Source organism: Rudaea sp., assembly GCF_057139185.1.
Window position 1 is genome coordinate 42186 of the sequence record NZ_DBNHDN010000008.1, and the last position, 22577, is coordinate 64762.

Annotated in this window: 22 protein-coding genes; 21 read left to right on the forward strand and 1 reads right to left on the reverse strand. The window is 64.4% G+C overall.

Annotated features, from left to right (window positions below):
• Positions 1–5: 5 nt before the first annotated feature.
• Positions 6–695: a DNA repair protein RecO gene (recO, locus tag AC16HO_RS03300; protein WP_395642855.1), complete on the forward strand. Its 690-nt coding sequence runs from the start codon at positions 6–8 to the stop codon at positions 693–695.
• Between the two features lie 47 nt (positions 696–742).
• On the opposite strand, the gene AC16HO_RS03305 is transcribed toward recO, so the two are convergent.
• Complete coding sequence (locus AC16HO_RS03305; protein ID WP_395642854.1) at positions 743–1483, reverse strand: response regulator; 741 nt, start codon at positions 1481–1483, stop codon at positions 743–745.
• Positions 1484–1562: 79 nt separating this feature from the next.
• Between AC16HO_RS03305 and rlmD the strand changes: the two genes are divergently transcribed.
• The 20 genes from rlmD to AC16HO_RS03405 all read left to right on the forward strand — a co-directional run bounded on the left by rlmD (position 1563) and on the right by AC16HO_RS03405 (position 22575).
• Positions 1563–2858, forward strand: a complete 1296-nt coding sequence (rlmD, locus tag AC16HO_RS03310; RefSeq protein ID WP_395642853.1) for a 23S rRNA (uracil(1939)-C(5))-methyltransferase RlmD — start codon at positions 1563–1565, stop codon at positions 2856–2858.
• Positions 2859–2978: 120 nt separating this feature from the next.
• The gene (locus AC16HO_RS03315; RefSeq protein WP_395642852.1) at positions 2979–3491 is read left to right on the forward strand and encodes a CYTH domain-containing protein; all 513 of its coding nucleotides are present in this window, start codon (positions 2979–2981) and stop codon (positions 3489–3491) included.
• A 1-nt stretch (position 3492) separates the two neighbouring features.
• Positions 3493–4500, forward strand: coding sequence for a beta-N-acetylhexosaminidase (nagZ, locus tag AC16HO_RS03320; RefSeq protein WP_395642851.1), 1008 nt, complete (start codon positions 3493–3495; stop codon positions 4498–4500).
• 76 nt (positions 4501–4576) lie between these two features.
• The gene (locus AC16HO_RS03325) at positions 4577–5122 is read left to right on the forward strand and encodes a hypoxanthine-guanine phosphoribosyltransferase (RefSeq protein WP_395642850.1); all 546 of its coding nucleotides are present in this window, start codon (positions 4577–4579) and stop codon (positions 5120–5122) included.
• A 100-nt stretch (positions 5123–5222) separates the two neighbouring features.
• Positions 5223–5972, forward strand: a complete 750-nt coding sequence (locus tag AC16HO_RS03330) for an S-methyl-5'-thioinosine phosphorylase (RefSeq protein ID WP_395642849.1) — start codon at positions 5223–5225, stop codon at positions 5970–5972.
• 176 nt (positions 5973–6148) lie between these two features.
• Positions 6149–6355, forward strand: coding sequence for a cold-shock protein (locus AC16HO_RS03335; protein WP_395642848.1), 207 nt, complete (start codon positions 6149–6151; stop codon positions 6353–6355).
• 33 nt (positions 6356–6388) lie between these two features.
• Entirely contained in the window at positions 6389–6589 is a 201-nt protein-coding gene (locus AC16HO_RS03340; protein ID WP_395642847.1) for a hypothetical protein, read from the forward strand.
• 223 nt (positions 6590–6812) lie between these two features.
• Positions 6813–8399 carry a 2-isopropylmalate synthase gene (locus tag AC16HO_RS03345; RefSeq protein WP_395642846.1) on the forward strand — a complete coding sequence of 529 codons (1587 nt, stop codon included), beginning with the start codon at positions 6813–6815 and terminating at the stop codon, positions 8397–8399.
• A 164-nt stretch (positions 8400–8563) separates the two neighbouring features.
• Entirely contained in the window at positions 8564–9505 is a 942-nt protein-coding gene (locus AC16HO_RS03350) for a branched-chain amino acid transaminase (protein ID WP_395642845.1), read from the forward strand.
• Position 9506: 1 nt separating this feature from the next.
• A complete protein-coding gene (leuC, locus tag AC16HO_RS03355; RefSeq protein WP_395642844.1) occupies positions 9507–10922 on the forward strand; it encodes a 3-isopropylmalate dehydratase large subunit in 1416 nt (471 codons plus the stop codon).
• Positions 10919–11497 carry a 3-isopropylmalate dehydratase small subunit gene (gene leuD / locus AC16HO_RS03360; protein WP_395642843.1) on the forward strand — a complete coding sequence of 193 codons (579 nt, stop codon included), beginning with the start codon at positions 10919–10921 and terminating at the stop codon, positions 11495–11497. The genes leuC and leuD overlap by 4 nt, the downstream gene beginning before the upstream one ends.
• A gap of 152 nt (positions 11498–11649) precedes the next feature.
• Entirely contained in the window at positions 11650–12720 is a 1071-nt protein-coding gene (leuB, locus tag AC16HO_RS03365) for a 3-isopropylmalate dehydrogenase (protein WP_395642842.1), read from the forward strand.
• Positions 12721–12833: 113 nt separating this feature from the next.
• Positions 12834–14510 (forward strand): dihydroxy-acid dehydratase, encoded by a 1677-nt coding sequence (gene ilvD, locus AC16HO_RS03370; RefSeq protein WP_395642841.1) that lies wholly within the window; start codon positions 12834–12836, stop codon positions 14508–14510.
• Positions 14511–14583: 73 nt separating this feature from the next.
• On the forward strand, positions 14584–15576 hold the full coding sequence (gene ilvC / locus AC16HO_RS03375) for a ketol-acid reductoisomerase (RefSeq protein WP_395642840.1): 993 nt from the start codon (positions 14584–14586) through the stop codon (positions 15574–15576).
• 97 nt (positions 15577–15673) lie between these two features.
• Positions 15674–17554 carry a biosynthetic-type acetolactate synthase large subunit gene (gene ilvB / locus AC16HO_RS03380; RefSeq protein WP_395642839.1) on the forward strand — a complete coding sequence of 627 codons (1881 nt, stop codon included), beginning with the start codon at positions 15674–15676 and terminating at the stop codon, positions 17552–17554.
• Positions 17555–17654: 100 nt separating this feature from the next.
• Complete coding sequence (gene ilvN, locus AC16HO_RS03385) at positions 17655–18182, forward strand: acetolactate synthase small subunit (RefSeq protein WP_395642838.1); 528 nt, start codon at positions 17655–17657, stop codon at positions 18180–18182.
• A 271-nt stretch (positions 18183–18453) separates the two neighbouring features.
• Positions 18454–19335 carry a hydroxypyruvate isomerase family protein gene (locus AC16HO_RS03390; RefSeq protein ID WP_395642837.1) on the forward strand — a complete coding sequence of 294 codons (882 nt, stop codon included), beginning with the start codon at positions 18454–18456 and terminating at the stop codon, positions 19333–19335.
• Positions 19336–19367: 32 nt separating this feature from the next.
• A complete protein-coding gene (locus tag AC16HO_RS03395) occupies positions 19368–20162 on the forward strand; it encodes a 3-keto-disaccharide hydrolase (protein WP_395642836.1) in 795 nt (264 codons plus the stop codon).
• Positions 20163–20290: 128 nt separating this feature from the next.
• Positions 20291–21622 carry an MFS transporter gene (locus AC16HO_RS03400; RefSeq protein ID WP_395642835.1) on the forward strand — a complete coding sequence of 444 codons (1332 nt, stop codon included), beginning with the start codon at positions 20291–20293 and terminating at the stop codon, positions 21620–21622.
• 38 nt (positions 21623–21660) lie between these two features.
• Complete coding sequence (locus AC16HO_RS03405) at positions 21661–22575, forward strand: sugar phosphate isomerase/epimerase family protein (protein ID WP_395642834.1); 915 nt, start codon at positions 21661–21663, stop codon at positions 22573–22575.
• Positions 22576–22577: the final 2 nt, after the last annotated feature.

The following is a 22577-nucleotide window of genomic DNA, read 5'->3' on the forward strand; positions in this document are numbered from 1 at the left end:
CAGCGGTGCGCATCGAACATCAACCCGCCTTCATCCTGCACGCGCGTGCCTATCGCGAAACCTCGCTGCTGCTTGAATGCCTGACCCGGGATTTCGGGCGCGTGGGACTGATTGCACGCGGCGTGCGCCGCGCGCGCACGCGCACGCCGCGCGCGCTGCTGCAGCCACTGCTTCCGGTACGGCTCGCCTGGAGCGGGCGCGGCGAACTGGCCACGCTGGCCCAGGTCGAGGCCGCGGCACCGGGTTTCGATCTCGGCGGCGACGCGCTGCTCTGCGCGCTTTACCTCAACGAGCTCGTGTTGCGCATCACTGCGCGGCAGGACCCGCATCCGGATCTGTTTGCCGACTACGCCGAAACGCTGGCGCGGCTGGCACGCGCGGAGTCGCAGGCGTGGACGCTGCGCCGCTTTGAGCGCGACCTGCTTGCCCATCTCGGTTATGCGCTGGTGCTCGATGTCGATGGCGACGGCGTGCCGCTCGATCCGGAACGTGACTACGCCTATCGCCACGAGCACGGGCCGATGCCGTGGCGCGACGCGCGCGATGGCGTGCGAGTGCGCGGCGTGGCGCTGCTCGCGCTCGCACGCGACGCCATGCCCGCCGCCGAACATCTGCCACCGCTGCGCCGCCTGATGCGCGGCGTGATCGCTGCACATCTCGACGGCGAACTTCGCTCCTGGAGCATGCTGGTCTGAACCGGTGTTGCCCGGAGCGTCGGTGGCCAGCGCGAGCGATTCTGCGATCAGCGCAACAACGCGTCGATGGTCGCGGTGCAGGCGGTCATAAACACGGCCAGTTGCGCATCGTCGTGCGGTCCGTGGGCCTTGATGCCGAGCTCGAGTTTTCCGGCCGCGTCGCCAAGCCTTGTGGCGCCGCAATAGCGACACGAGGCGCGCAGGCGGTGCAGCCAGTCCGCGAGCTCGTTCGCCGGCATCGTGGCGATGCACGGCAGCATGGTTTCGAGTTCGTTGGCGAAAAGCCCGCGCAGTGCACGCAGGGTATGCTCGTCGCCGCCGACGGTGGCGAGGGCCGGGCCGTCTTCGAGCAGGGCGGATTGTGCGGACTGCGCAGCAGTCGCGTCCGAGCCAACGTTGCTGCCGGGGCGCGACCATTGCGGAAAACGCGAGTCGAGCAGGGCGGCCAGACGCGCCACGCTGATCGGCTTCGTCACCGCGTCGACATATCCGGCGGCAGCGAGATCTGCACGCACAGCGGCATCGAGTTCGGCGCTGGTGGCGATCGCCGGGGCCATGCAACCGCTGCGGCGCAGTTCGTGCAACAGCGGTGCGCCGCCCAGATCGGGCATGCGTCGATCGAGCAGCAGCAAATCGGGCGCCGATTGCGCGCAAGCCGCGAGCGCCTCGCCACCGCTTGCTGCGGCGGTGACCGTGCAGCCTAGCCCGCGCAGCGCGGCGATGAAAAACTGCAAGCTGACCGCGTCATCGTCGGCCACGACGATGCGGGGTGGGCGATCCTTGTTCATGCGATCACTATAGCAGTGTGCAGGAACGGCGGATCGCTGCGGGCTGGTATCATGTGCGGCCCACTTTTCGCCTGCCCGCATGACTTCGATCGACGCCGACATCACCGACCTGACCCACGACGGCCGCGGCGTCGCGCACATTGCCGGCAAGGCCGTGTTCGTTGCCGGCGCGCTGGCCGGCGAACGCGTGCGCTTGCGCGACTTGCGCCGCCATCGGCACTACGACGAAGCCGCGGTCGAGGAAGTGCTGCAGGCCTCGCCCGATCGCGTCGCGCCGCGCTGCCGGCACTTCGGCGTCTGTGGCGGCTGCACATTGCAGCATCTCGATCCGGCGGCACAGATCGCCGCCAAGCAGCGCGTGCTGCTGGAGAATTTCGAACGCATCGGCAAGGTGCAGCCGTCGACGCTGTTGCCGCCGCTGACCGGCTCGCCGTGGGGCTACCGGCGCCGCGGCCGGCTCAGCGCGAAGTACGTCGAGAAGAAAGGGCGCATGCTTGTCGGCTTCCGCGAGACGAACGGTCGTTACGTCGCAGACATCGAGCGCTGCGAAGTGTTGCATCCGGCGGTCGGCGAGCGCATCGCCGCGATCGCCGCCTTGCTCGAATCGCTCGAAGGCAAGCGCGAGATAGCGCAGATCGAGATATCCGCGGGCGACAATCTGGTCGCGCTGGTGTTCCGCCATCTCAAGCCGTTGTCGGAGGCGGACACGCAGGCATTGGTTGCGTTCGGCCAGACCCACGATCTGGCGATCTTCCTCCAGCCAGGCGGCATCGACAGTGTCGCGCCGTTGTGGCCAGTCGCCGCCCGGCTCGAATTCGAGCTGCCGGCCTACGATGTTGCGCTCGATTTCCGCCCGTTGGACTTTATCCAGGTCAACGGTGGCATGAACCGGCGCATGATCGATCACGCACTCGCGTTGCTGGCGCCGCGGCCGGACGATCGTGTGCTCGACCTGTTCTGCGGCCTCGGCAATTTCACCCTGCCGCTGGCGCGGCGCGCGGGCCAGGTCGTCGGCGTCGAAGGCGACGCCGGGCTGGTTCAGCGCGCGCGCGACAACGCGGCGAAGAACGGCATCGCGAACGTCGCGTTTCACAGCGCCGATCTCGCCGCCGATCAGCGCGCGACCACCTGGGCCAGGGTCGACTACGAGCTGCTGCTGCTCGATCCGCCGCGCTCGGGCGCCGATGCGGTGCTGGAATACCTGCCACGCAAGTCCACGCGCAGGGTGGTCTACGTGTCCTGCCATCCGGCTTCACTCGCGCGCGATGCGGGCATACTCGTCGACAGGCACGGATTCGAATTGAAAAGCGCCGGCGTGATGGACATGTTTCCGCATACGGCCCATGTCGAGTCCATAGCGCTGTTCGAACGTTGAATGAAGTACAAAAGATTTTCTCGCTGCGGATCACGCGGATGAACACCGGCAAAGCAATCGATCAAGGATATTTGCTCAATTCGTGCGTATCCGTGGAAACCCGTGGCCAACGAGGCAGTCATGGCGGTCGAAATTGAACGCAAATTCCTGGTGACGGGCGACGCCTGGCGCGCACAGGCCGTGCATGAGCAGCGCATGGTGCAGGGCTACCTGATCGACGCGGGTCTGGTGCGCTCGCAGACCGGCACGCGCTGCTCGTTGCGCGTGCGTGTCGGTGGCGACCAGGCGTGGCTCAACGTCAAATCGGCGACGCTCGGCGTCGAGCGGCTCGAATACGACTATCCCATTCCGGTTGCGGATGCCGAGCGCATGCTCGGCGATTTCTGCAACGGCGTCGTCGAGAAAGTGCGCCACTATGTGCCGCATGCCGGCCTGACCTTCGAGGTCGACGAGTTTTTCGGTGAGAGTGCCGGTCTCATCGTCGCCGAGGTCGAGCTGCAATCGACCGCTCAGGCCATCGCCAGGCCCGATTGGCTCGGACGCGAAGTCACCGCGCACCTGCGCTACTACAATCTGAACCTGCTGCAGCATCCGTATTCGCGCTGGAGCGAGCGCGAACGCAACGGAGAATGACATGTTGATCATCGGCCTGTCCGGACTGGAACCCACCGCCGCCGAGCGTGCGCAACTGGCCGCGCCGCAAGTCAGTGGCGTGATCCTGTTCAAGCGCAACTTCGTCACGCGCAAACAGGTGACCGCATTGATCGGGGAAATACGCAAGCTGCGCGGTGACGAATTCCTCGTCAGTGTCGACCAGGAAGGCGGCATGGTGCAGCGCTTCCGCGAGGGATTCACCGAGTTGCCGGCGCTGGCACAGATCGGGGCACGGTACGATGCGGATCCGCAGCATGCGCTGGCGCGCGCCGAGGAACACGCCTGGTTGATGGCGAGCGAAATGCGCGCTATCGGTGTCGATCTGAGCTTTGCGCCCGTGTTAGATCTGGCACGCGGCAATCGCGCGATCGGCACGCGCGCCTTCGATGCACGGCCTGAGGTGGTTTCCGAGTTGGGCCTGGCCTATGCGCGCGGCATGCGCCTGGCCGGCATGGCGGCGACACCCAAGCATTTCCCCGGTCACGGCTCGGTGCCCGAGGACACCCACGTCGATCGCGCCGTCGACACGCGCGGGCTCGAGACGATCCGCACCGAGGATCTCGTGCCGTTCGCCGACGCGATCGTCGCCGGGGTGGAGGGCGTGATGATGGCGCACGTCGTCTACCCGCGGGTGGACGCGAAGCCGGCAGGCTATTCGCGCGTCTGGATCGCCGATATCCTGCGCGCCGAACTCGGCTTCAAGGGCGTCGTCTTCAGCGATGACATCAGCATGGCGGCGGCAGCGGACGAGGGCGGCATCGCGGCGCGAGTCGAGGCGCACCATGCGGCCGGTTGCGATCTGATTCTTGCGTGCCGGCCAGAAGTCGTCGACGAGGCGCTGGCAGCGACGAACGGGGCGGTGCCGCTCGATCCACGGCGTCTGGCGAGCCTGCTCGGCGGCGTCGCCCAGGATTGGGACGAGATGGTCGACAATCCGCAACGCCGCAGGTTTGTTGAAAACATGGGCAAATTGGGCAATCTTCGCTGATGGCGAAGTTCAAACGGCATCCGTCCGCGGATGTGCCATGCGCTAGAAGCATTTCATCTTGAGAGGAGTGGGGTCAGTGACCGAAAAGCCTTCGTTAGCCGAAGCCATGCAGACCGCGGAGTTGCTGTTTTCGCACGACGAGCTCGGCGCGCGCATCGCCACGATGGGCAAGGAGATCGAGGACGCGCTCGAGGAGGGCGAGGTGCCGATCTTCATGACTGTCATGAACGGCGGCCTGATCTTCGGCGGCGTACTCGCGCTGGCGATCCCGGCCGACCTCGAGTTCGACTACGTGCACGCCACCCGCTATCGCGGCGGCACGCGTGGCCACGACCTGCTCTGGGTCAAGCAGCCGCGCGCGACGCTGACCGGCAAGACGGTGTTGCTCGTCGACGACATCCTCGACGAAGGCCACACGCTCAAGGCGATCCGCGATTTCTGCATCGACGAGGGCGCACGCCGCGTGCTGATTGCCGTGCTGTGCGAGAAGCGCCACGACCGCGCCACGCCGGATCTGCGCGCCGATTTCGTCGGCGTACGCGTGCCCGACCGCTACGTGTTTGGCTACGGTATGGATTTCCACGAGCAGGGACGCAACCTGCCGGGCATCTATGCGTTGTAAACATATTGGCCACGGATTGCGCGGGTAGAGAAAGTCCCTGATCGTTCTGGTCTTGATCGGCGCATGCCTGTGGCAAAAAAGATCTGTTGAGGAAAGATCCGTGCAAATCGACCTTGCAATCGTAGGCGGCACCGGCCTGTACAACTTCCCCGGTCTGGCGAAGGTGGAAAAACGCGTCGTGCAGACGCCGTACGGCCCGGCATCGGATGCGATCACGCTCGGCGAACTCGGCGGCAAGCAGGTGGCGTTTCTCGCGCGCCACGCGAGCGGGCATTCGATTCCGCCGCACCGCATCAACTACCGTGCGAACGTCTGGGCGTTGCACAGCCTCGGCGCGTCGCGGGTGCTCGGCGTCAATGCGGTCGGCGGCATCCGCGCCGACATGGCGCCGCGTGTGCTCGCCGTGCCTGATCAGGTCATCGACTATACGCATGGCCGTATCACCAGTTTCTGCGACGATGGCGCAGCCCGGGTCGAACATATCGATTTCACCGAGCCTTACAGCGCACGCCTGCGCTCAGAGGTGCTGGCCGCGGCCGGGCGCGCCGGCATCGCCGTCGTCGATGGCGGCTGTTACGGGGCAACCCAGGGGCCGCGGCTGGAAACGCGCGCGGAGATCGCGCGCATGCGCAGTGACGGTTGCGATCTCGTAGGCATGACCGGCATGCCCGAGGCTGCATTGGCGCGCGAGCTGAAGCTCGACTACGCCTGCCTTGCCGTGGTTGCGAACTGGGCCGCGGGCTGTCCGCAGGGCGACGCCGCCCCCGAAATCAGTCTTCCCGAGATCTTCGCCCATCTCGAGGCGGCCACGGCCAAGATCCCGCCGGTCATAGCCTCGCTCCTTGCCTGAAGCGGGCCCGGCGAGCCAACCCTGCCGATCGCGGCTGCCGTATCCGGCCGTGCCGTGGATCGCCGTACTTGCAAAATTTTGTTAATTCAGCGTTATACTTTCGTTGTGCCGGGTCTGTGCTGTGGGGAAACATGGCAGCGGGCGCCGGCACTGGTCCAATTCGACGAGGTCGTTAAATGCGCACCGGTACTGTGAAGTGGTTCAACGATGCCAAGGGGTTCGGGTTCATCGCGCCCGAAGATGGAGGCGAAGACGTGTTCGTACACTATTCGGCGATCAACACCCAGGGCTTCCGTAGTCTGCAGCAGGGTCAGAAGGTCACTTTCGAAGTCATAGAGGGTCCGAAGGGCTCGCAGGCCGCGGCGGTACAGCCGGTCAGGTGAGCGCCAGTGACACGTTGCGACAAAGCCCGCCGCATGGCGGGCTTTTTCGTCGGTGCGGAACGACATGCGCATCCGGCGGTGGGCACCAGGCGTCGTTTGGACATCCATCCATTTAAACGTAAAGAAATCCGGACACTGCCCATCCATTCGCCGGCGTATACCGGCCGCTCGCGGAAAATTCTTTGCGCGGAGGTGTTGACAGGCATGCAGGCATCGTTTACGTTTGCAATATGACGCAACGCAGCAGCCAGCGCAATCCCGCTTTCAGCCTCCTCATCCGGGCTGCCGGCGTGCGTGGCATGCTCCTCCTTCTTGCCCTTGTACTTATTAGCACCGGAGGTGCGGGTTAGGGCGCGTCTGAGCAACAGAACCAGGCGAAGAATCCAAAACCCCGCACCCGGCGACGAGTGCGGGGTTTTTTTGTTTTCGGCAAGTTACTTATGGGTTGGCAAGCATCATGAAATCGAATAACGATCCTGCCGCAGTGCCTGCACGCGAACGCGTGCGCATCTTCGACACCACGCTGCGCGACGGCGAGCAGTCGCCGGGCTTTTCGATGAGCCAGCCGCAGAAGCTGCACATGGCGCACGCGCTGGCTGAGCTTGGCGTCGATGTGCTCGAGGCCGGCTTTCCGCAGGCTTCCGCGGGCGACTTCGAGGCGGTGCGCGCGATTGCGAAGGAGCTGCGCGGCCCGATTATCGCCGGCCTCGCGCGTGCCCAGATCGGCGACATCGACGCTTGTGCACGCGCGCTGGAGTCGGCGCAGAAGAAGCGCATCCATATCTTCCTCGCGACCAGCCCGCTGCATCGCCGGCACAAGCTCAACATGAGTCGCGAACAGGTGATGGAAACCGGCGTCAAGGCGATCCGCCACGCGCGCCAGTACTGCGACGATGTCGAATTCTCGGCCGAAGACGCGATTCGCACCGAGCCGGAATTCCTGATCGAAGTACTGTCGACGATGATCGAAGCCGGGGCGACGACGGTCAATGTGCCCGACACCGTCGGCTACACGACGCCCGAGGAAATCTTCGCCCTGTTTTCGCGCCTGAAGCGCGAGGTGCGCGGCATCGACAAGGTGGTTCTGAGTTCGCACTGCCACAACGATCTCGGCCTTGGCGTCGCCAATAGCGTCGCGGCGGTGGCCGCGGGCGCGCGCCAGGTCGAGTGCACGATCAACGGCATCGGCGAGCGCGCAGGCAACGCCGCGCTCGAGGAAATCGTCATGGCGTTGCGCACGCGCGCGGACAAGTTCAACGTCGAGACCGGCATTCGCACGCCTTTGCTCTATCCGACCGCGCGCCTGCTCGCCAACGTCACCGGCTCGACGATCCCGCGCAACAAGGCGATCGTCGGCGAGAACGCATTCGCCCACGAGTCCGGCATCCACCAGCACGGCATGCTGAAGAACCGCGAGACCTACGAGATCATGCGGCCCGAGGACGTGGGCGTCGAGAAAACCCAGCTCGTGCTCGGCAAGCACTCGGGCAAGCATGCGCTGCGCGATCGGCTGAAGTCGTTGGGTTACGAGGTCGACGACGTACAGGTCGAGGAAATCTTCCCGCGTTTCAAGGCGCTGGCCGACAAGAAGAAGGAAGTATTCGACAGCGACCTCGACGCGCTCGTGCTCGGCCAGGATCCTGCCGCGCTCGGCCCGTGGACGCTGGAGCAGATGCACGTGACCTCGCATCTCGGCGGCGGTGCCTCGGCCTCGGTGCGGCTGCGCCACGAGGACGGGCGCAGCGTCGGCGAGACCGAAGGTTCGCTCGGCGACGGTCCGGTGCACGCCATGCTGCGCGCGATCGAACGCGCGACCGGGACGTCGCTCGACATCGCCGATTTCCAGATCCGCTCGCTGAGCTATGGCGCCGACGCGCAGGGTCGCGCGACGCTGACGGTCAACCACGCCGGGCGCGAGCTGATCGGGCGTGGCGTATCGACCGATATCGTCGAGGCCACGGCATTTGCGGCGCTCGAGGTGGTCAATCGCATCGAACGCGTCAAGCTTGGCCAGGCGCTGCCGCTGGTGGCCAAGTCGGCCTGACTTCAAGTGGAGCGGATTTAGCCATGGATTGCACCGAATGAGCACGGACAGGGCAAAGAGCCGGAAGGTACAGATCGGAGTAAAATTTCAGGTTCATTCGCTTTATCCGTGTTCATTCCGTGCAATCCGTGGCAAAACAGCTCTTGATCCAATAAGGACCCAATATGGCAAACACTGAATTCATCTGGCACAACGGCAAGCTCAAGCCCTGGCACGAGGCCACCGTGCACGTCACAGCGCATGCGCTGCACTACGGCTCATCGGTGTTCGAGGGTCAGCGCGTCTATGCGACGCCGCAGGGCCCGCAGCATTTCCGCCTCGCCGACCACACGCGCCGCCTGTTCGAGTCGGCCAAGATCTACGAGATCGAAGTTCCCTACACGTTCGAGCAGATCGTCGCCGCGAACAGCGAAGTCGTCGCCGCGAACAAGATGAAGTCGGCCTATCTGCGCCCGCTCGTGTTCCGCGGCGCCGGTCCGCTCGGCGTGTTGCCGAAGGAAGGCTCGAGCGTCGACGTCTGCATCATCGCGATGGAGTGGGGCGCTTATCTCGGCGATGCGATCGAGAAGGGCGCCGACGTCTGCGTGTCATCGTGGAATCGCGCGGCTCCCAACACGTTCCCGTCGTGGGCCAAGGCCGGCGGCAACTACCTGTCGTCGCAGTTGATCGGGCTTGAAGCCAGGCGCCACGGCTACCACGAGGGCATCGCGCTCGGCTACAACGGCCTGCTCAGCGAAGGCGCGGGAGAGAACCTGTTCATCATCCGCAACGGCAAGATCACCACGCCGACGACCAGCGCGAGCATCCTCGCCGGCATCACGCGCGACACGGTGATCACGCTCGCCGGCAAGCTCGGCCTTGAAGTGATCGAGCGCGACCTGCCGCGCGAGGCGCTGTACACGGCCGACGAAATGTTCATGGTCGGTACCGCCGCCGAGATCACGCCGGTGCGCTCGGTCGATCGCAAGCCGGTCGGCGAGGGCAAGCCCGGTCCGATCACCAAGTCGCTGCAGAAGGCGTTCTTCGGCCTGTTCAACGGCGAGACCCGCGACGAATGGGGCTGGCTGACGCCGGTGTCCGCGGACCAGACCAAGGCGGCTGCATAACATGTCCGGCGTTCCGCAAACACTGCTCGACAAGATCTGGAACGCGCACCAGGTCGCCGCGGAAACCGCGGCGACGCCGGCGATTCTCTACATCGACCTGCACCTGGTGCACGAAGTCACCTCGCCACAGGCGTTTGCGGAGCTGCGCGCACGCGGGCTCAAGGTGCGGCGTCCTGATCGCATCGTCGCGACGATGGATCACTCGACGCCGACCCTGCCGCCCGATGCGAACGGCAAGCGTCCGTATCTGGACAAGGCGACCGAGGCGCAGGTTGCCACGCTCGAGGCGAACACGCAGGAGTTCGGCATCGTGCTGCACGGCTGGAACAGCACCCACCGCGGCATCGTGCATGTGATGGGACCGGAACTCGGCGCGACCCAGCCCGGCATGACCATCGTCTGCGGCGACAGTCACACGTCCACGCATGGCGCGTTCGGCGCGCTCGCGTTCGGCATCGGCACGACCGAGGTCGGTCACGTGCTCGCCACGCAGTGCCTGCTGCAGCGCAAGCCGAAGTCGCTCGCGATCACCGTGAACGGCCGGCTCGCGAACGGGGTGACGGCGAAGGATTTGATCCTGCACATCATCGGCAGGATAGGCATGAACGGCGGTACCGGTCAGGTGATCGAATATCGCGGCAGTGCGATCGAAGCACTGACGATGGAAGAACGCATGACCGTGTGCAACATGTCGATCGAGGCTGGCGCCAAGGCGGGCCTGATCGCGGCGGATGCGACCACGTTCGAGTTCCTGCGCGGGCGCGAGCGCGCCCCCAAAGGCGCGGACTGGGATGCCGCCGTGCAACGCTGGGGCGGGTTCAAGTCCGATGTCGGCGCGAAGTTCGACCGCGAGGTCGTCATCGACGCGGCCGACGTGAGGCCGAGCGTCACCTACGGCACGAATCCCGGCATGGTGATCGCGCTCGGCGCGACGGTGCCCGCGGCGAAAGACGCGCTCGAGCAGCGCGCTCTGGACTATATGCATCTCAAGGCGGGGCAGGCCCTGCTCGGCGAAAAGGTCGATCTCGTCTTTGTCGGCAGTTGCACGAACGGACGCCTGTCCGATTTGCGCGCGGCCGCGAGTGTGCTGCGTGGCCGCAGGGTCGCCGCCGGCGTACGCATGCTCATCGTGCCGGGCTCGGTGCAGGTCAAGCGCGATGCGGAGAAGGAAGGCTTGCACGAGATCTTCCTCGCCGCCGGTGCCGAATGGCGCGAAGCCGGCTGCTCGATGTGTCTGGGCATGAACGGCGACATCGGAAAGCCTGGCCAGCTTGTCGTCTCGACCAGCAACCGCAATTTCGAGGGGCGCCAGGGACCGGGCGTGCGCACGGTGCTCGCCAGTCCGCTCGTTGCAGCGGCATCGGCGCTGGCCGGCGTCGTCGCCGATCCTTCGTCATACGTTTCGGAAGCCGCATGAAACCCTTGACCCACATTCAATCGCGCACCGCCGTGTTGCCGTTCGAGAATATCGACACCGACCGCATCATCCCGGCGCGCTTCCTGACCACGACCGAGCGTACCGGCCTTGGCAAGTCGCTGTTCAACGACTGGCGTTATCAGCCCGATGGCTCGCCAAACCCCGATTTCGCGCTCAACAAGCCGGAGGCCCGGGGCTGCGAAATTCTCGTCGCGGGCCGCAACTTCGGCTGCGGCTCGTCGCGCGAACACGCGCCGTGGGCCTTGACCGACTACGGTATCCGCGCCGTGTTTTCCAGCGAGATCGCCGACATCTTCCGTGGCAATGCGTTGAAGAACGGCTTGCTCGCGGTGGTGCTCGAGGAAGCGGATATTCGTCATCTGCTCGATCATCCCGGCATGGAACTCAAGATCGATATCGCCGCGCAGACGATCGAGCTGCCCGATGGCCGCAAGATCGGGTTCCCGCTCGAACCGTTCGCCAAGCATTGTTTGTTGGCGGGCGTCGACCAGCTCGGGTTCCTGCTGCAGCACGAGGTACAGATTTCTGCGTTCGAGCAGGCAAGAGCGGCATAACCCCCGCTGGTCATTCCCGCGAAGGTGGGAATCCGGCGATGTTCGCTTCCGGGTTCATCGGCAAATCTTAAAGTCACTGGATGACCAGCCCTCCGGCTGTTGAAAGCCCCGCCAGAAGCACGCGGGAATGACGGCAACGAAAAAGGCAAAACATGAAGGCAAAAATCACCCTGTTGCCCGGCGACGGCATCGGCCCCGAAGTCGTAGCCTCCGCCGTCGACGTATTGAAGGCGGTCGCGACGAAGTACGGCCACGACTTCAGCTTCGACGAACAACTGATCGGCGGTGCGGCGATCGACGCGCACGGCGATCCGTTGCCGCCGGCGACGGTCGCGTCGTGCCAATCCGCGGATGCGGTGCTGCTCGGCGCTGTCGGCGGGCCGAAGTGGTCGGATCCGAACGCGAAGGTACGGCCGGAACAGGGCCTGCTCGCGTTGCGCGCGACGCTCGGCGTCTACGCGAACCTGCGTCCCGTGCGCGTGCATCCGCAGCTTGCGAACCTTTCCCCGCTGAAAAACGAGAAATTGCAGGGTGTCGACCTGCTGTTCGTGCGCGAGCTGACCGGCGGTGCCTACTTCGGTGCGAAGACGCGCACGGCCGACACGGCCACCGACGAGTGCAAGTACACCGTCACCGAGATCGAGCGCGCAACGCGTCGCGCGTTCGAGTTCGCGCGCGGCCGCAAACATCACGTCACCCACGTCGACAAGGCCAACGTGCTGGAAACCTCGCGCCTGTGGCGCTCGACAGTCGAGCGCGTTGCCAAGGATTACCCCGATGTCAAGCTTGAACACCAGCTCGTCGACTCGATGGCGATGCTGCTGCTGAGCCGCCCGTCGACTTACGATGTGATCGTTACCGAAAACCTGTTCGGCGACATCCTCACCGACGAAGCCGCCGCGCTCGCCGGTTCGCTCGGCCTGCTGCCTTCGGCTTCGCTCGGCGACGGCAAGGCGGGCTTGTACGAACCGATCCACGGCTCCGCGCCGGATATCGCCGGCAAGGGCCTCGCCAATCCGCTCGGCACGATTTTGTCGGCAGCGCTGCTGTTGCGTTGTTCGCTCGGTCTGGAAACCGAGGCGCGCGAAATCGAAGCTGCGGTCGATGCGGTGATTGCGCAGGGCACGTTGACCCGCGATTTGGGCGGCAGCGCGAATACCGCAGAAGTCGCTGCAGCGGTGCTCCGCGCGCTCGTTGCGGCGCACGAGAAAGCGGTGGCGTGAAGCAATGCAGGTTGGGGTGAGCTTGCGAACCCCGACATGCTGGTTGGTCAAATCGTTGGGGCTCACGTTCGTTCGCCCCATCCTACGAAATTTTGAAAAAGGTGGCAGTTGAAATGTCAGCAAGTCAGAACAACGACAAACTCCGCAGCGACGTGATGAAATCCGGCCCCGATCGCGCGCCGGCGCGCGCGATGCTGTACGCGACCGGGCTTGACGAGGCGGCGGTCAGGAAGCCACTCGTCGCGGTGGTGCACACCTGGTCGAATATCTCGCCATGCAATCTCAACCTGCGCGAACTCGCCGAGCACGTTGCCGAGGGTGTGCGCGCCGCAGGCGGTACCCCGGTCGAGTTCAACACGATCGCGGTGACCGACGGCATCGCGATGGGCACGCCCGGCATGCGCGCTTCGCTGATCAGCCGCGAGGTGATCACCGATTCGATCGAGCTCGCGGTCGATGGTCATTCGCTTGATGCGATGGTCGTGCTCTGCGGCTGCGACAAGACGATTCCGGCGGCGGCGATGGCGCTCGCGCGCCTCAATATACCCGGCGTCGCGCTGTACGGCGGCAGCATCGACCATGGCACGCTCGACGGCAAGTCGATCACGATCCAGCAGGTGTTCGAGGCGGTCGGTGCACACGGCGCGGGCAAGATCGACGATGCGCGCCTGCATGAGGTGGAAAGCAGGGCCTGCCCCGGCGCCGGCGCCTGCGGCGGGCAGTTCACCGCGAACACGATGTCGATGATGTTGATGACGCTCGGTCTCTCGCCGCTCGGCTTCAACGATGTCGCCGCGACCGACCCGCACAAGCTTGAGGTCGCCCGACGCTGTGGCGGGATCGTGATGGAAAACCTGCGGCGCAACTTGCGTCCGCGCGACTTGCTCAGTTCGGCAACGTTCCGCAACGCCGCGCGTGTGGCGAATGCGACGGCCGGCTCCACCAATGCCGTGCTGCATCTGCTCGCCATCGCCGGCGAGGCGCAGGTGCCGTTGAGTCTGGAAGATTTCGAAGCCGCCTCGAAAACCACGCCGGTGATCGCCGACCTGATGCCGGGCGGCAAGTACACTGCGGTCGAGATGACCGCGGCGGGCGGGTTGACCCAGGTGCTGCGCGAACTGCGTGCGGCAAAGCTGATCGAAGACACGCCTACGGTCACCGGCAAAAGCCTGTTCGAGGAAATCGACGCGGCGGCACCGGCGCCCGCAGACCAGCAGGTCGTCGTGCCGGTGGCCAGGGCATTCAAGCCGCGCGGCGGTTACTCGATCCTGTACGGCAACCTCGCAACGGAAGGCTGCGTACTGAAGCTCGCCGGCAAGGGCAGGTTGAAGTTCAGCGGTCCGGCGCGCGTGTTCGAGAGCGAGGAAGACACGTTCAAGGCCGTGCAGGCCGGCGCGATCAGGGCCGGCGACGTGGTCGTGATCCGCAACGAAGGGCCGGCCGGTGGACCGGGCATGCGCGAGATGCTCGCGGTGACTGCCGCGCTGGTCGGGCGCGGTCTCGGCGACGACGTCGCCTTGATCACCGACGGCCGCTTCAGCGGCGCGACGCATGGCTTCATGGTCGGGCATATCGCGCCGGAAGCAGCGAAAGGCGGTGGTATCGGCCTCTTGCGCGACGGCGACATGATCGTGATCGACGGCGAGCGCCGCGTGATCGAGACCGATGCCGACCTCGATGCCCGGCGCAAGTCCTGGGTCGCTCCGGAGCCGAAGGTCAAGCGGGGAATTCTTGCGAAGTATGCGAAGAGCGCCGGTTCTGCTTCGCGCGGAGCCGTCATGGAGATTTGATGCTTCCCTTCTCCCGGCAGGAGAAGGAAAGAAATGTGTTTTATTTACTTTTACCATTGTGGAGAAATAGAAAATGTCTACCGCTACCCCCGCCGTCACCACCGCGGCACTCGAGAAGTCGAAGATCGCCATTCTCGGCTACGGCAGTCAAGGCCGTTCACATGCGCTCAACCTGCGTGATTCCGGCCTCGACGTCATCGTCGGTCTGCGTGCCGGCGGCGCCACGGCGGCGACCGCCAAGGCCGATGGCTTCACCGTGGTCGAACCCGCTGAAGCCGTGAAACAGGCCGATCTCGTCGCCGTGCTCACGCCGGACATGGTTCAGCCCGACCTTTACGTCAACGCGATCGAAAAGAACCTGAAAGCAAACGCCGCGCTGTTGTTCGCGCACGGGTTCAACGTGCACTTCAAGACGATCACTCCGCGCAAGGACATCGACGTGATCCTTGTCGCGCCGAAGGGCCCGGGTCACCTCGTGCGCACCGAGTACGAAATCGGTCGCGGTGTGCCGTGCCTGTACGCGGTCTACCAGGACGTCACCGGCAAGGCGAGGGAAAAGGCGATGGCCTACGCGGCCGGCCTCGGCGGCGCGCGCGCGCTGCTGATCGAAACCGATTTCAAGGAGGAGACCGAAACCGACCTGTTCGGCGAACAGGCCGTGCTCTGCGGCGGCGCGAGCGAACTGGTGCAGAAAGGCTTCGAGACGCTGGTCGAGGCGGGTTATCGCCCGGAGATCGCCTACTACGAAGTGTTGCACGAGCTGAAGCTGATCGTCGACCTGCTGTATCAGGGCGGCATCACCAAGATGCTGACCTTCATTTCCGAGACCGCGCAGTACGGCGATTACGTCAGTGGTCCGCGCATCGTCGATGCGGCGACCAAGGAGCGCATGAAGGCCGTGCTCAAGGACATCCAGGACGGCACATTCGCGAAGAACTGGACCGCGGAATACAAGGCCGGGCTGCCGAACTACAAGAAGTTCAAGCAGGCCGACCTCGACCATCCGATTGAAAAGATCGGCGCGAAATTGCGCGAGAAGATGGTGTGGTTGAACCAGCAGAAGTAGGGTTACAGCTGACAGCTTCGCTGCGGCAACAACCATCGCCGTTCAGTGGCGGCTTTGCTGCCACTGAACGGCGGTGTGAATGCATCCAGGACTGGCCATGAACGCTCAATTGAAACCATCGCAATCATCGAATGCGCATTCGCTCAGCAAGCATCCGCTTGCCGGCAAGAACCTCTCAGGCGCGGATATCGTCGTGCAGGTACTCGCTGACGAGGGCATCGACGTCGTATTCGGCTATTCCGGTGGCGCGATCCTGCCGGTCTACGATGCGGTGTTCCGTTTCAATCACGAACACAAGCGTGCCGATGGCACGGAACCACTGCCGCTGATCGTGCCGGCCAATGAGCAGGGCGCCGGATTTATGGCTCAAGGTTACGCCAGGGCGTCGGGCAAGGTCGGTGTGGCGATCGTCACCTCGGGTCCTGGCGCGACCAACACGGTCACGCCGGTGCGCGATGCGATGGCCGATTCGATTCCGATCGTCGTCATCTGCGGCCAGGTGCCGACCGCGGCGATCGGCAGCGACGGTTTCCAGGAAGCGCCGATCAGCAACATCATGGCTGCGTGCGCCAAGCATGTGTTCCTCGTCACCGATGCGTCGAAACTCGAAGCTACACTGCGCTCGGCGTTCGAGATCGCGCGCACGGGGCGACCGGGGCCGGTCGTCGTCGATATCCCGAAGGACGTGCAGAACACGAACCTCATTTTCGACGGGGTGTCGCGCCTGCCGTTGCCAGGCTATCGCGCGCGCCTCGACGACATTGCCGGTTCGACGCTCGACGAGTCTGCAAAGCAGTCGTTTTTCGAGGCGCTCGCGAAAGCGAAGCGCCCGCTGATCTACGCGGGTGGCGGCGTGATCGCTGCGGAGGCGGCGCCGGCGCTGCGCGCGTTCGCCGATGCGTTCGGCATTCCGGTGGTGACAACCTTGATGGGGATCGGTGCGGCCGACACGACGCAACCGTTGTCGCTGCACATGCTCGGCATGCACGGCACCGCGTTCGCCAACTATGCCGTCGAGGACTGCGATTTCCTGATCGCGGTCGGCAGCCGTTTCGACGACCGTGTCGCTGGCGTACCGAACAAGTTCGCTGCGGGCGCGAAGTTCATCGCCCACCTTGACATCGACCCGGCCGAGATTGGCAAGGTCAAGCCCGTCGACTGGCACCATCTCGGCGACCTGAAGCAGGCCCTTGGGGCCTTGCGCGACTACGGTGCGAAGACCGGCTTCGATCCGCGGGGGAAGCGCGCATATGTGGACTGGCACACTCACGTTGCCGGCCTGAAGAAACACCATGCGATGAACTACGACCGTCAAGCCACGGCGATCCAGCCCTACGCGGTGATCGAGGAGATCAACAAGCACACTCAAGGCAATGCGGTCATCGCCACCGGCGTGGGCCAGCATCAGATGTGGGCCGCGCAGTATTTCGATTTCCGCGCGCCGCGCCTGTGGCTCACTTCCGGTTCGATGGGAACGATGGGCTTCGGCCTGCCCGCGGCGATCGGCGCGGCGTTCGCGCGCCGCGATACGGTCGTGATCGACATCGACGGAGACGCCTCGATCCGCATGAACCTCGGCGAGCTCGAGACGGTGACGACGTACAACCTGCCGATCAAGGTCGTCGTGCTCAACAACTTCGGCGACGGCATGGTGCGGCAGTGGCAAAAGTTGTTCTTCAAGGGACGTTTCTCGGCGAGCGACAAGAGCTTGCACAAGAAGGACTTCGTCAAGGCCGCGCAGGCCGACGGTTTTCAATGGGCACAACGCCTGGAGAAGCCGGACGACCTGGCGAGCGTGATCGCCGAGTTCGTGGCGTTCGATGGCCCGGCCTTCCTCGAAGTCATCATCGATCCCGACGCCGGCGTCTACCCGATGGTCGGGCCCGGCATGGCCTACGCCGAAATGATCACCGGCGATTTCATCCCGTCGCGACAGAAGCCGACCGGGCAGGAAGTCGGCCCGGCGGAAATGTTCTGAAACAGGGAAGCGGCCGGCGACGAGTCGAGCGGAAAACACAACGTCCGTCATGCCGAGTCCGCTCTCCGAACATCGAACTCCAGCAATCAACCGTATCCTCATGCGCAGAATCATCTCCATCCTATTGCAGAATGAAGCCGGCGCGCTCGCGCGCGTGGCCGGCATGTTTTCGGCGCGCGGCTACAATATCGAGTCGCTCACCGTCGCGCCGACGCACGACGAGGCCGTCTCGCGCCTGACCCTCGTCACCTCGGGCAGCGATGCGGTGATCGACCAGATCATCAAGCAGTCGCGCAAACTCATCGACGTGCTCGAGATTGCCGACCTGACCCGCCGCGAGCACATCGAAACCGAGCTGCTGATCCTCAAGCTCGACGTGCGCGCCGAGACGCTCGGTGCCTTTGTTGCCGCGCTGCGCAAGTATCCGCGCGCGCAGGTGATCGACATCAGCGGCAGCGTACGCACGATGGAGTTCACCGGCAGCGGCGCCGACGTGGGCGAGTTCCTCGCGGCGTTTGCGAAGATCGGCGACATCGTCGAGCTCGCGCGCAGCGGCACCGCGGCGGTGGAGCTTGGTTTGTCCGTGTTGTCGCATTCCTCGCCGCTGTCGCGATTGTCGTCGGCTTGACGTTCTGCGCCCCAGGCCGCCGTTTCCGTGCATGCGGAAGCGGTGCCCGCTTCGAGGGGCGATCATCCATGAGCGCAGGACTCAACGAAACGGCCATCGTCGGCCGTACTCTTCGACCCTCTTGTTGCAGTGCCGCGTGAAAGAATTTCCACGATTGTGCAAGTTCGCAGTCGTGGCATGTCGTTGGTATCACGCTGTCGAAGCAGGGCCACACCCGATCATTATCAGAACGCCCGCGGGTGGGTCTGGAATTTCGTTGGCGGAGAGAGACATGTCGTTGGACAAGGCTGGCGTCAACCGTCGCATCGCACTGGGCCGGATCGCGGCACTCGCCGTCGCGGGAACGGCGCCGATGCTGGCGGCGAACGAAACCGCGAAGACGGCACCTGGCCGGCTCAGGCAATCCCTGTGTCGCTGGACCTCGAAGGCGCCATTGCCCGAACTGTGCCGCAGCCTCAAAGACATGGGTTTTGCCGGCATCGATTTGATCTATCCGGACGAATGGTCGATCGTGAATGACAGCGGTCTGGCCGTATCGATGGGCTACGCGAGCCGGCGCGAGAAGTTCATCCAGACCGGTTTCAACGATCCGGCCAATCACGCGATGCTGTTGAACGAGCTGGAGACGGCGATTCCGCGGGCGAAGCAAGCCGGAGTGAAGAACCTGATCGCGATGTTCGGCAACCGCAATCCCGCGATCGACGAGGGCAGGGCAGCGGAAAATTGTATCGCCGGTCTGTCGAAGATCGCGCCGCTGGCGGCCGACAACGGCATCACCATCTGCGTCGAGCTGCTCAACAGCAAGGTCGACCACCGCGGCTACCAGGGCGATCACACCGCGTTCGGCGTGGCGGTGATGAAGGGCATCGGCTCGCCGAACGTGAAGCTGCTCTACGACATCTACCACATGCAGATCATGGAAGGCGACGTGATCCGCACGATCCGCGACAACATCGCGTGGATCGGCCATTTCCACACGGGCGGCGTTCCGGGCCGGCACGAGATCAACGGCACGCAGGAGCTCAACTATCGCGCCATCGCGGCTGCGATTGCCGATTTGAACTACACCGGTTACATCGCGCACGAATTCTCGCCGACGCGATCCGATGCGTCCGTGTCCCAGGCCGAAGCGTTCGCGATTTGCTCGGTGTAATCATGGTATCGATGGAAATGAGAGTTCATGACATGAAAATCCTTGGCTCTGCGGTCGCCGCATCGTTCGTTCTTTTGCTTGCATGCCAGCCGCCCGCGCGCGCGCAGGCGCCAGCCGCGGAGCCCACCGATCCGAAGGCAACCGAGCAGTGGGAGCCGGTACCGCCAGTGATCACGCCAGGCAACGTCGCGGGCGCGGCACCGTCGGATGCGATCGTGCTGTTCGACGGCCACAATCTCGATCAATGGGAAACGGTCAAGGACGGCTCGCCCGCACGCTGGAAGGTGCACGACGGCGTGGTCACCGTCGACAAGTCCACGGGCAACATCCAGACCCGGCAGCATTTCCGCGACTACCAGTTGCACCTGGAGTGGCGCGTACCCGAAGGAATCACCGGCGATGGGCAGGCGCGAGGCAACAGCGGCGTGTTCCTCGCATCGACCGGGAAGGGCGACGAGGGCTACGAGGTACAGATCCTCGACTCGTACAACAACAAGACCTATGTCAACGGCCAGGCCGCGAGCGTGTACAAGCAGGCGCCGCCGCTGGTCAACGCGATGCGTCCGCCGGGCCAGTGGCAGGTCTACGATATCGTCTGGACCGCGCCCGTGTTCGCCGCCGACGGCGCCCTGAAAACGCCGGCCTGCGTGACCGTATTCCACAACGGCGTGCTCGTGCAGAACCATCGCGAGCTGGCCGGCGAGACGGTCTACATCGGCAAACCGAAGTACAAACCCTATACCGACGCCGCGATCAAGCTGCAGGCGCATGGCGATCCATCGCCGCCGATCAGTTTCCGCAATATCTGGGTGCGCAAGCTGGGTTGATGTCGTCGTACCCGTGAACGCAGGGCGACGGACGGACCTTTTTTCCGTCTTTCGCTTGAAACAAGATCAAAATGGATTCCCGCTTCCGCGGGAATGACGGCAACAAAAGACCTCGAGAGACTCGCACAATGACCAAGCCCGTCAACGCTTCGCGCCTGTTCGTCGCGTCCTGCCTCGCGCTGCTCGTCACCTCGCTGACATTCGCGTTGCGGGCGAAGATCGAAGGCGTGTTCCACGACAGTTACGGACTGAGTCGCGAAGAGATCGGCTGGGCGTTCGGGCCGGCGTTCTGGGGCTTCGCCGTCGCCACATTTCTTGGCGGCGCGATCATCGACCAGGTGAAGACGCGCAACGTGTTGCGCATCGCCTTCGTCTGCCATCTGGTCGGCCTGATCGTGCTGCTGTTTGCCAAGGACAAGACGCTGCTGTTCGCGGCGAACGTGTTCATCGGCTTCGCCAACGGCAGTGTCGAGGCGGCCTGCAACCCGCTGGTGACCACACTGTTCCCGGACGACAAGACCAAGATGCTCAACCGCTTCCATGTCTGGTTCCCGGGCGGCATCGTCGTCGGCGGCCTCCTGTCGTGGCTGCTCGTCTCCCAGTTCAACCTGCCGTGGCAGGTGCTGGCTGCGGCACTGTTTGTTCCGCTCGCACTCTACGGCTGGCTGTTCTTCGGCGAAACGGTGCCCGAGACCGAGCGTGTGACCAGCGGCGTATCCTACCGCGACATGTTCCGCAACACCGGCGCGCCGTGCACGATCATCGCGCTGGTCGGTTTCATGATACTCGCCACCTCGACGCCGATCACGATCGATTTCGGCGCGACCGTGACCTGGATCGTGCTTGCGCTGGCGCTCGTCGCGATCGTGGTCGAGTCGCTGGTCGTCAACAAGACCAGCCTGTTGTTCCCGTTCATGGTGTTTTGCATGTTCCTGACCGCGTCGACCGAGCTGGGCACCAATCAGTTCACCGGCGCACTGCTCGACAAGACCGGCATCGATCCGCTGATCGTCCTCGTCGTAGTCACCGGCATCATGGCACTGGGGCGCTACTTCGCGGGCCCGCTGGTGCACAGGCTCAGCACGGTCGGCGTGTTGCTCGCCTCGGCGATCATCTCTGCGATCGGACTGTACCTCTACAGCATGGCGAGCGGCACCGATGCGACGCTGTTCGCCGCGATCGTCTTCGCCGTCGGCGTCTGCTACTTCTGGCCGACGATGCTCGGCTTCGTTTCGGAGTACCTGCCCAAGACCGGTGCGCTGGGCCTGTCGGTGCTCGGCGGCGCGGGCATGGTGGGCACTTCGTTCGTGCTGCCGATCATGGGCCACTCGATCGACACCGCCGGACCACAGCAGACGCTGCGCTTCATGACCGTGCTGCCCGTGATTTTGATCGTCGCGTTCGCTTTGCTCGCCGTATATCTGAGGGGTCGGCGCACTCACGACGGCGAACAGTCGTGATACAGTCGAACAGGCATTCATCGGCGAAATCGCATTCCATGCGCAAACAATCACGCAGGCAATTCCTCATCCACGCCGCTGGTGCGGGCGCGGCATTCGCCGCGGCCGGCCTGTGGCGCGGTCTTGGCGCCAGTCCGCTGGGCAAGCCCGTCGGCATCCAGTTGTGGACCGTCAACGACACGCTCAAGCACGATCCGGCCGGCACATTGAACCAGCTCGGCAAAATCGGCTTCAAGGAGGTCGAGGCCGCGGGCTTCGCCGGGTTGGCGCCGAAGGAATTCCGCCGTCTGCTCGACGCCGCCGGGCTGCGCTGTCCGAGCGCGCATCTGCAGTTCGACATGGACAACCTCGGCAAGGCATTCGACGAGGCGCATGCGCTTGGCGCGAGCTATGCCGCCGCTTCCTCGCTGATCGAGCCGGTCGGCAAGGCGATGTCGACCAAACTCGAGTGGAAGTCGGCGATGGGCCGCGAGGAGGCCAAGCGCACGGTCGATGTCGCCAATCGCATCGGCGAGGCGGCGAAGCGTGCCGGGTTGCAGTTCGCCCTGCACAACCACGATCGCGAATTCATCGATCTCGGCAACGGCGAGGTGGGTTACGACATCGTCTGGCGCGACACCGATCCGAAGCTGGTCCAGTTCGAAATTGACTGCGGCTGGATGGTGTTCGCCGGACGCAATCCGGTCGACTACTTCAAGAAATATCCGGGCCGCATCCCGCTGATCCACGTCAAGGACTTCCAACCGAAGAAAAATCCGAACGGCGCACCGATGAGCGAGCAGATGCTGGGTTCGGAACTCGGTCGCGGCACCGTCGACTACAGGCCGATCTTTGCCGCGGCGAAGGCGGCCGGGCTCAAGCACTATTTCGCCGAGCAGGAAGGGCCGTTCTCGCGCATGAGCCAGCTCGAGGCGGCACAGGTCGCCTACGACTATCTGCATTCGATCAGCTGATT

Bases quoted from the DNA above. Each gene is read 5' to 3' on its own strand.
- ilvD (WP_395642841.1), top strand. From the start codon at position 12,834: ATGTCAGCAAGTCAGAACAACGACAAACTCCGCAGCGACGTGATGAAA.
- AC16HO_RS03340 (WP_395642847.1), top strand. From the start codon at position 6,389: ATGGCGGGCTTTTTCGTCGGTGCGGAACGACATGCGCATCCGGCGGTG.
- AC16HO_RS03395 (WP_395642836.1), top strand. From the start codon at position 19,368: ATGAAAATCCTTGGCTCTGCGGTCGCCGCATCGTTCGTTCTTTTGCTT.
- AC16HO_RS03315 (WP_395642852.1), top strand. From the start codon at position 2,979: ATGGCGGTCGAAATTGAACGCAAATTCCTGGTGACGGGCGACGCCTGG.
- leuB (WP_395642842.1), top strand. From the start codon at position 11,650: ATGAAGGCAAAAATCACCCTGTTGCCCGGCGACGGCATCGGCCCCGAA.
- ilvC (WP_395642840.1), top strand. From the start codon at position 14,584: ATGTCTACCGCTACCCCCGCCGTCACCACCGCGGCACTCGAGAAGTCG.
- leuC (WP_395642844.1), top strand. From the start codon at position 9,507: ATGTCCGGCGTTCCGCAAACACTGCTCGACAAGATCTGGAACGCGCAC.
- leuD (WP_395642843.1), top strand. From the start codon at position 10,919: ATGAAACCCTTGACCCACATTCAATCGCGCACCGCCGTGTTGCCGTTC.
- nagZ (WP_395642851.1), top strand. From the start codon at position 3,493: ATGTTGATCATCGGCCTGTCCGGACTGGAACCCACCGCCGCCGAGCGT.
- AC16HO_RS03350 (WP_395642845.1), top strand. From the start codon at position 8,564: ATGGCAAACACTGAATTCATCTGGCACAACGGCAAGCTCAAGCCCTGG.
- ilvN (WP_395642838.1), top strand. From the start codon at position 17,655: ATGCGCAGAATCATCTCCATCCTATTGCAGAATGAAGCCGGCGCGCTC.
- AC16HO_RS03405 (WP_395642834.1), top strand. From the start codon at position 21,661: ATGCGCAAACAATCACGCAGGCAATTCCTCATCCACGCCGCTGGTGCG.
- AC16HO_RS03400 (WP_395642835.1), top strand. From the start codon at position 20,291: ATGACCAAGCCCGTCAACGCTTCGCGCCTGTTCGTCGCGTCCTGCCTC.
- AC16HO_RS03390 (WP_395642837.1), top strand. From the start codon at position 18,454: ATGTCGTTGGACAAGGCTGGCGTCAACCGTCGCATCGCACTGGGCCGG.
- AC16HO_RS03335 (WP_395642848.1), top strand. From the start codon at position 6,149: ATGCGCACCGGTACTGTGAAGTGGTTCAACGATGCCAAGGGGTTCGGG.
- AC16HO_RS03345 (WP_395642846.1), top strand. From the start codon at position 6,813: ATGAAATCGAATAACGATCCTGCCGCAGTGCCTGCACGCGAACGCGTG.
- rlmD (WP_395642853.1), top strand. From the start codon at position 1,563: ATGACTTCGATCGACGCCGACATCACCGACCTGACCCACGACGGCCGC.
- ilvB (WP_395642839.1), top strand. From the start codon at position 15,674: ATGAACGCTCAATTGAAACCATCGCAATCATCGAATGCGCATTCGCTC.
- AC16HO_RS03305 (WP_395642854.1), bottom strand. From the start codon at position 1,483: ATGAACAAGGATCGCCCACCCCGCATCGTCGTGGCCGACGATGACGCG.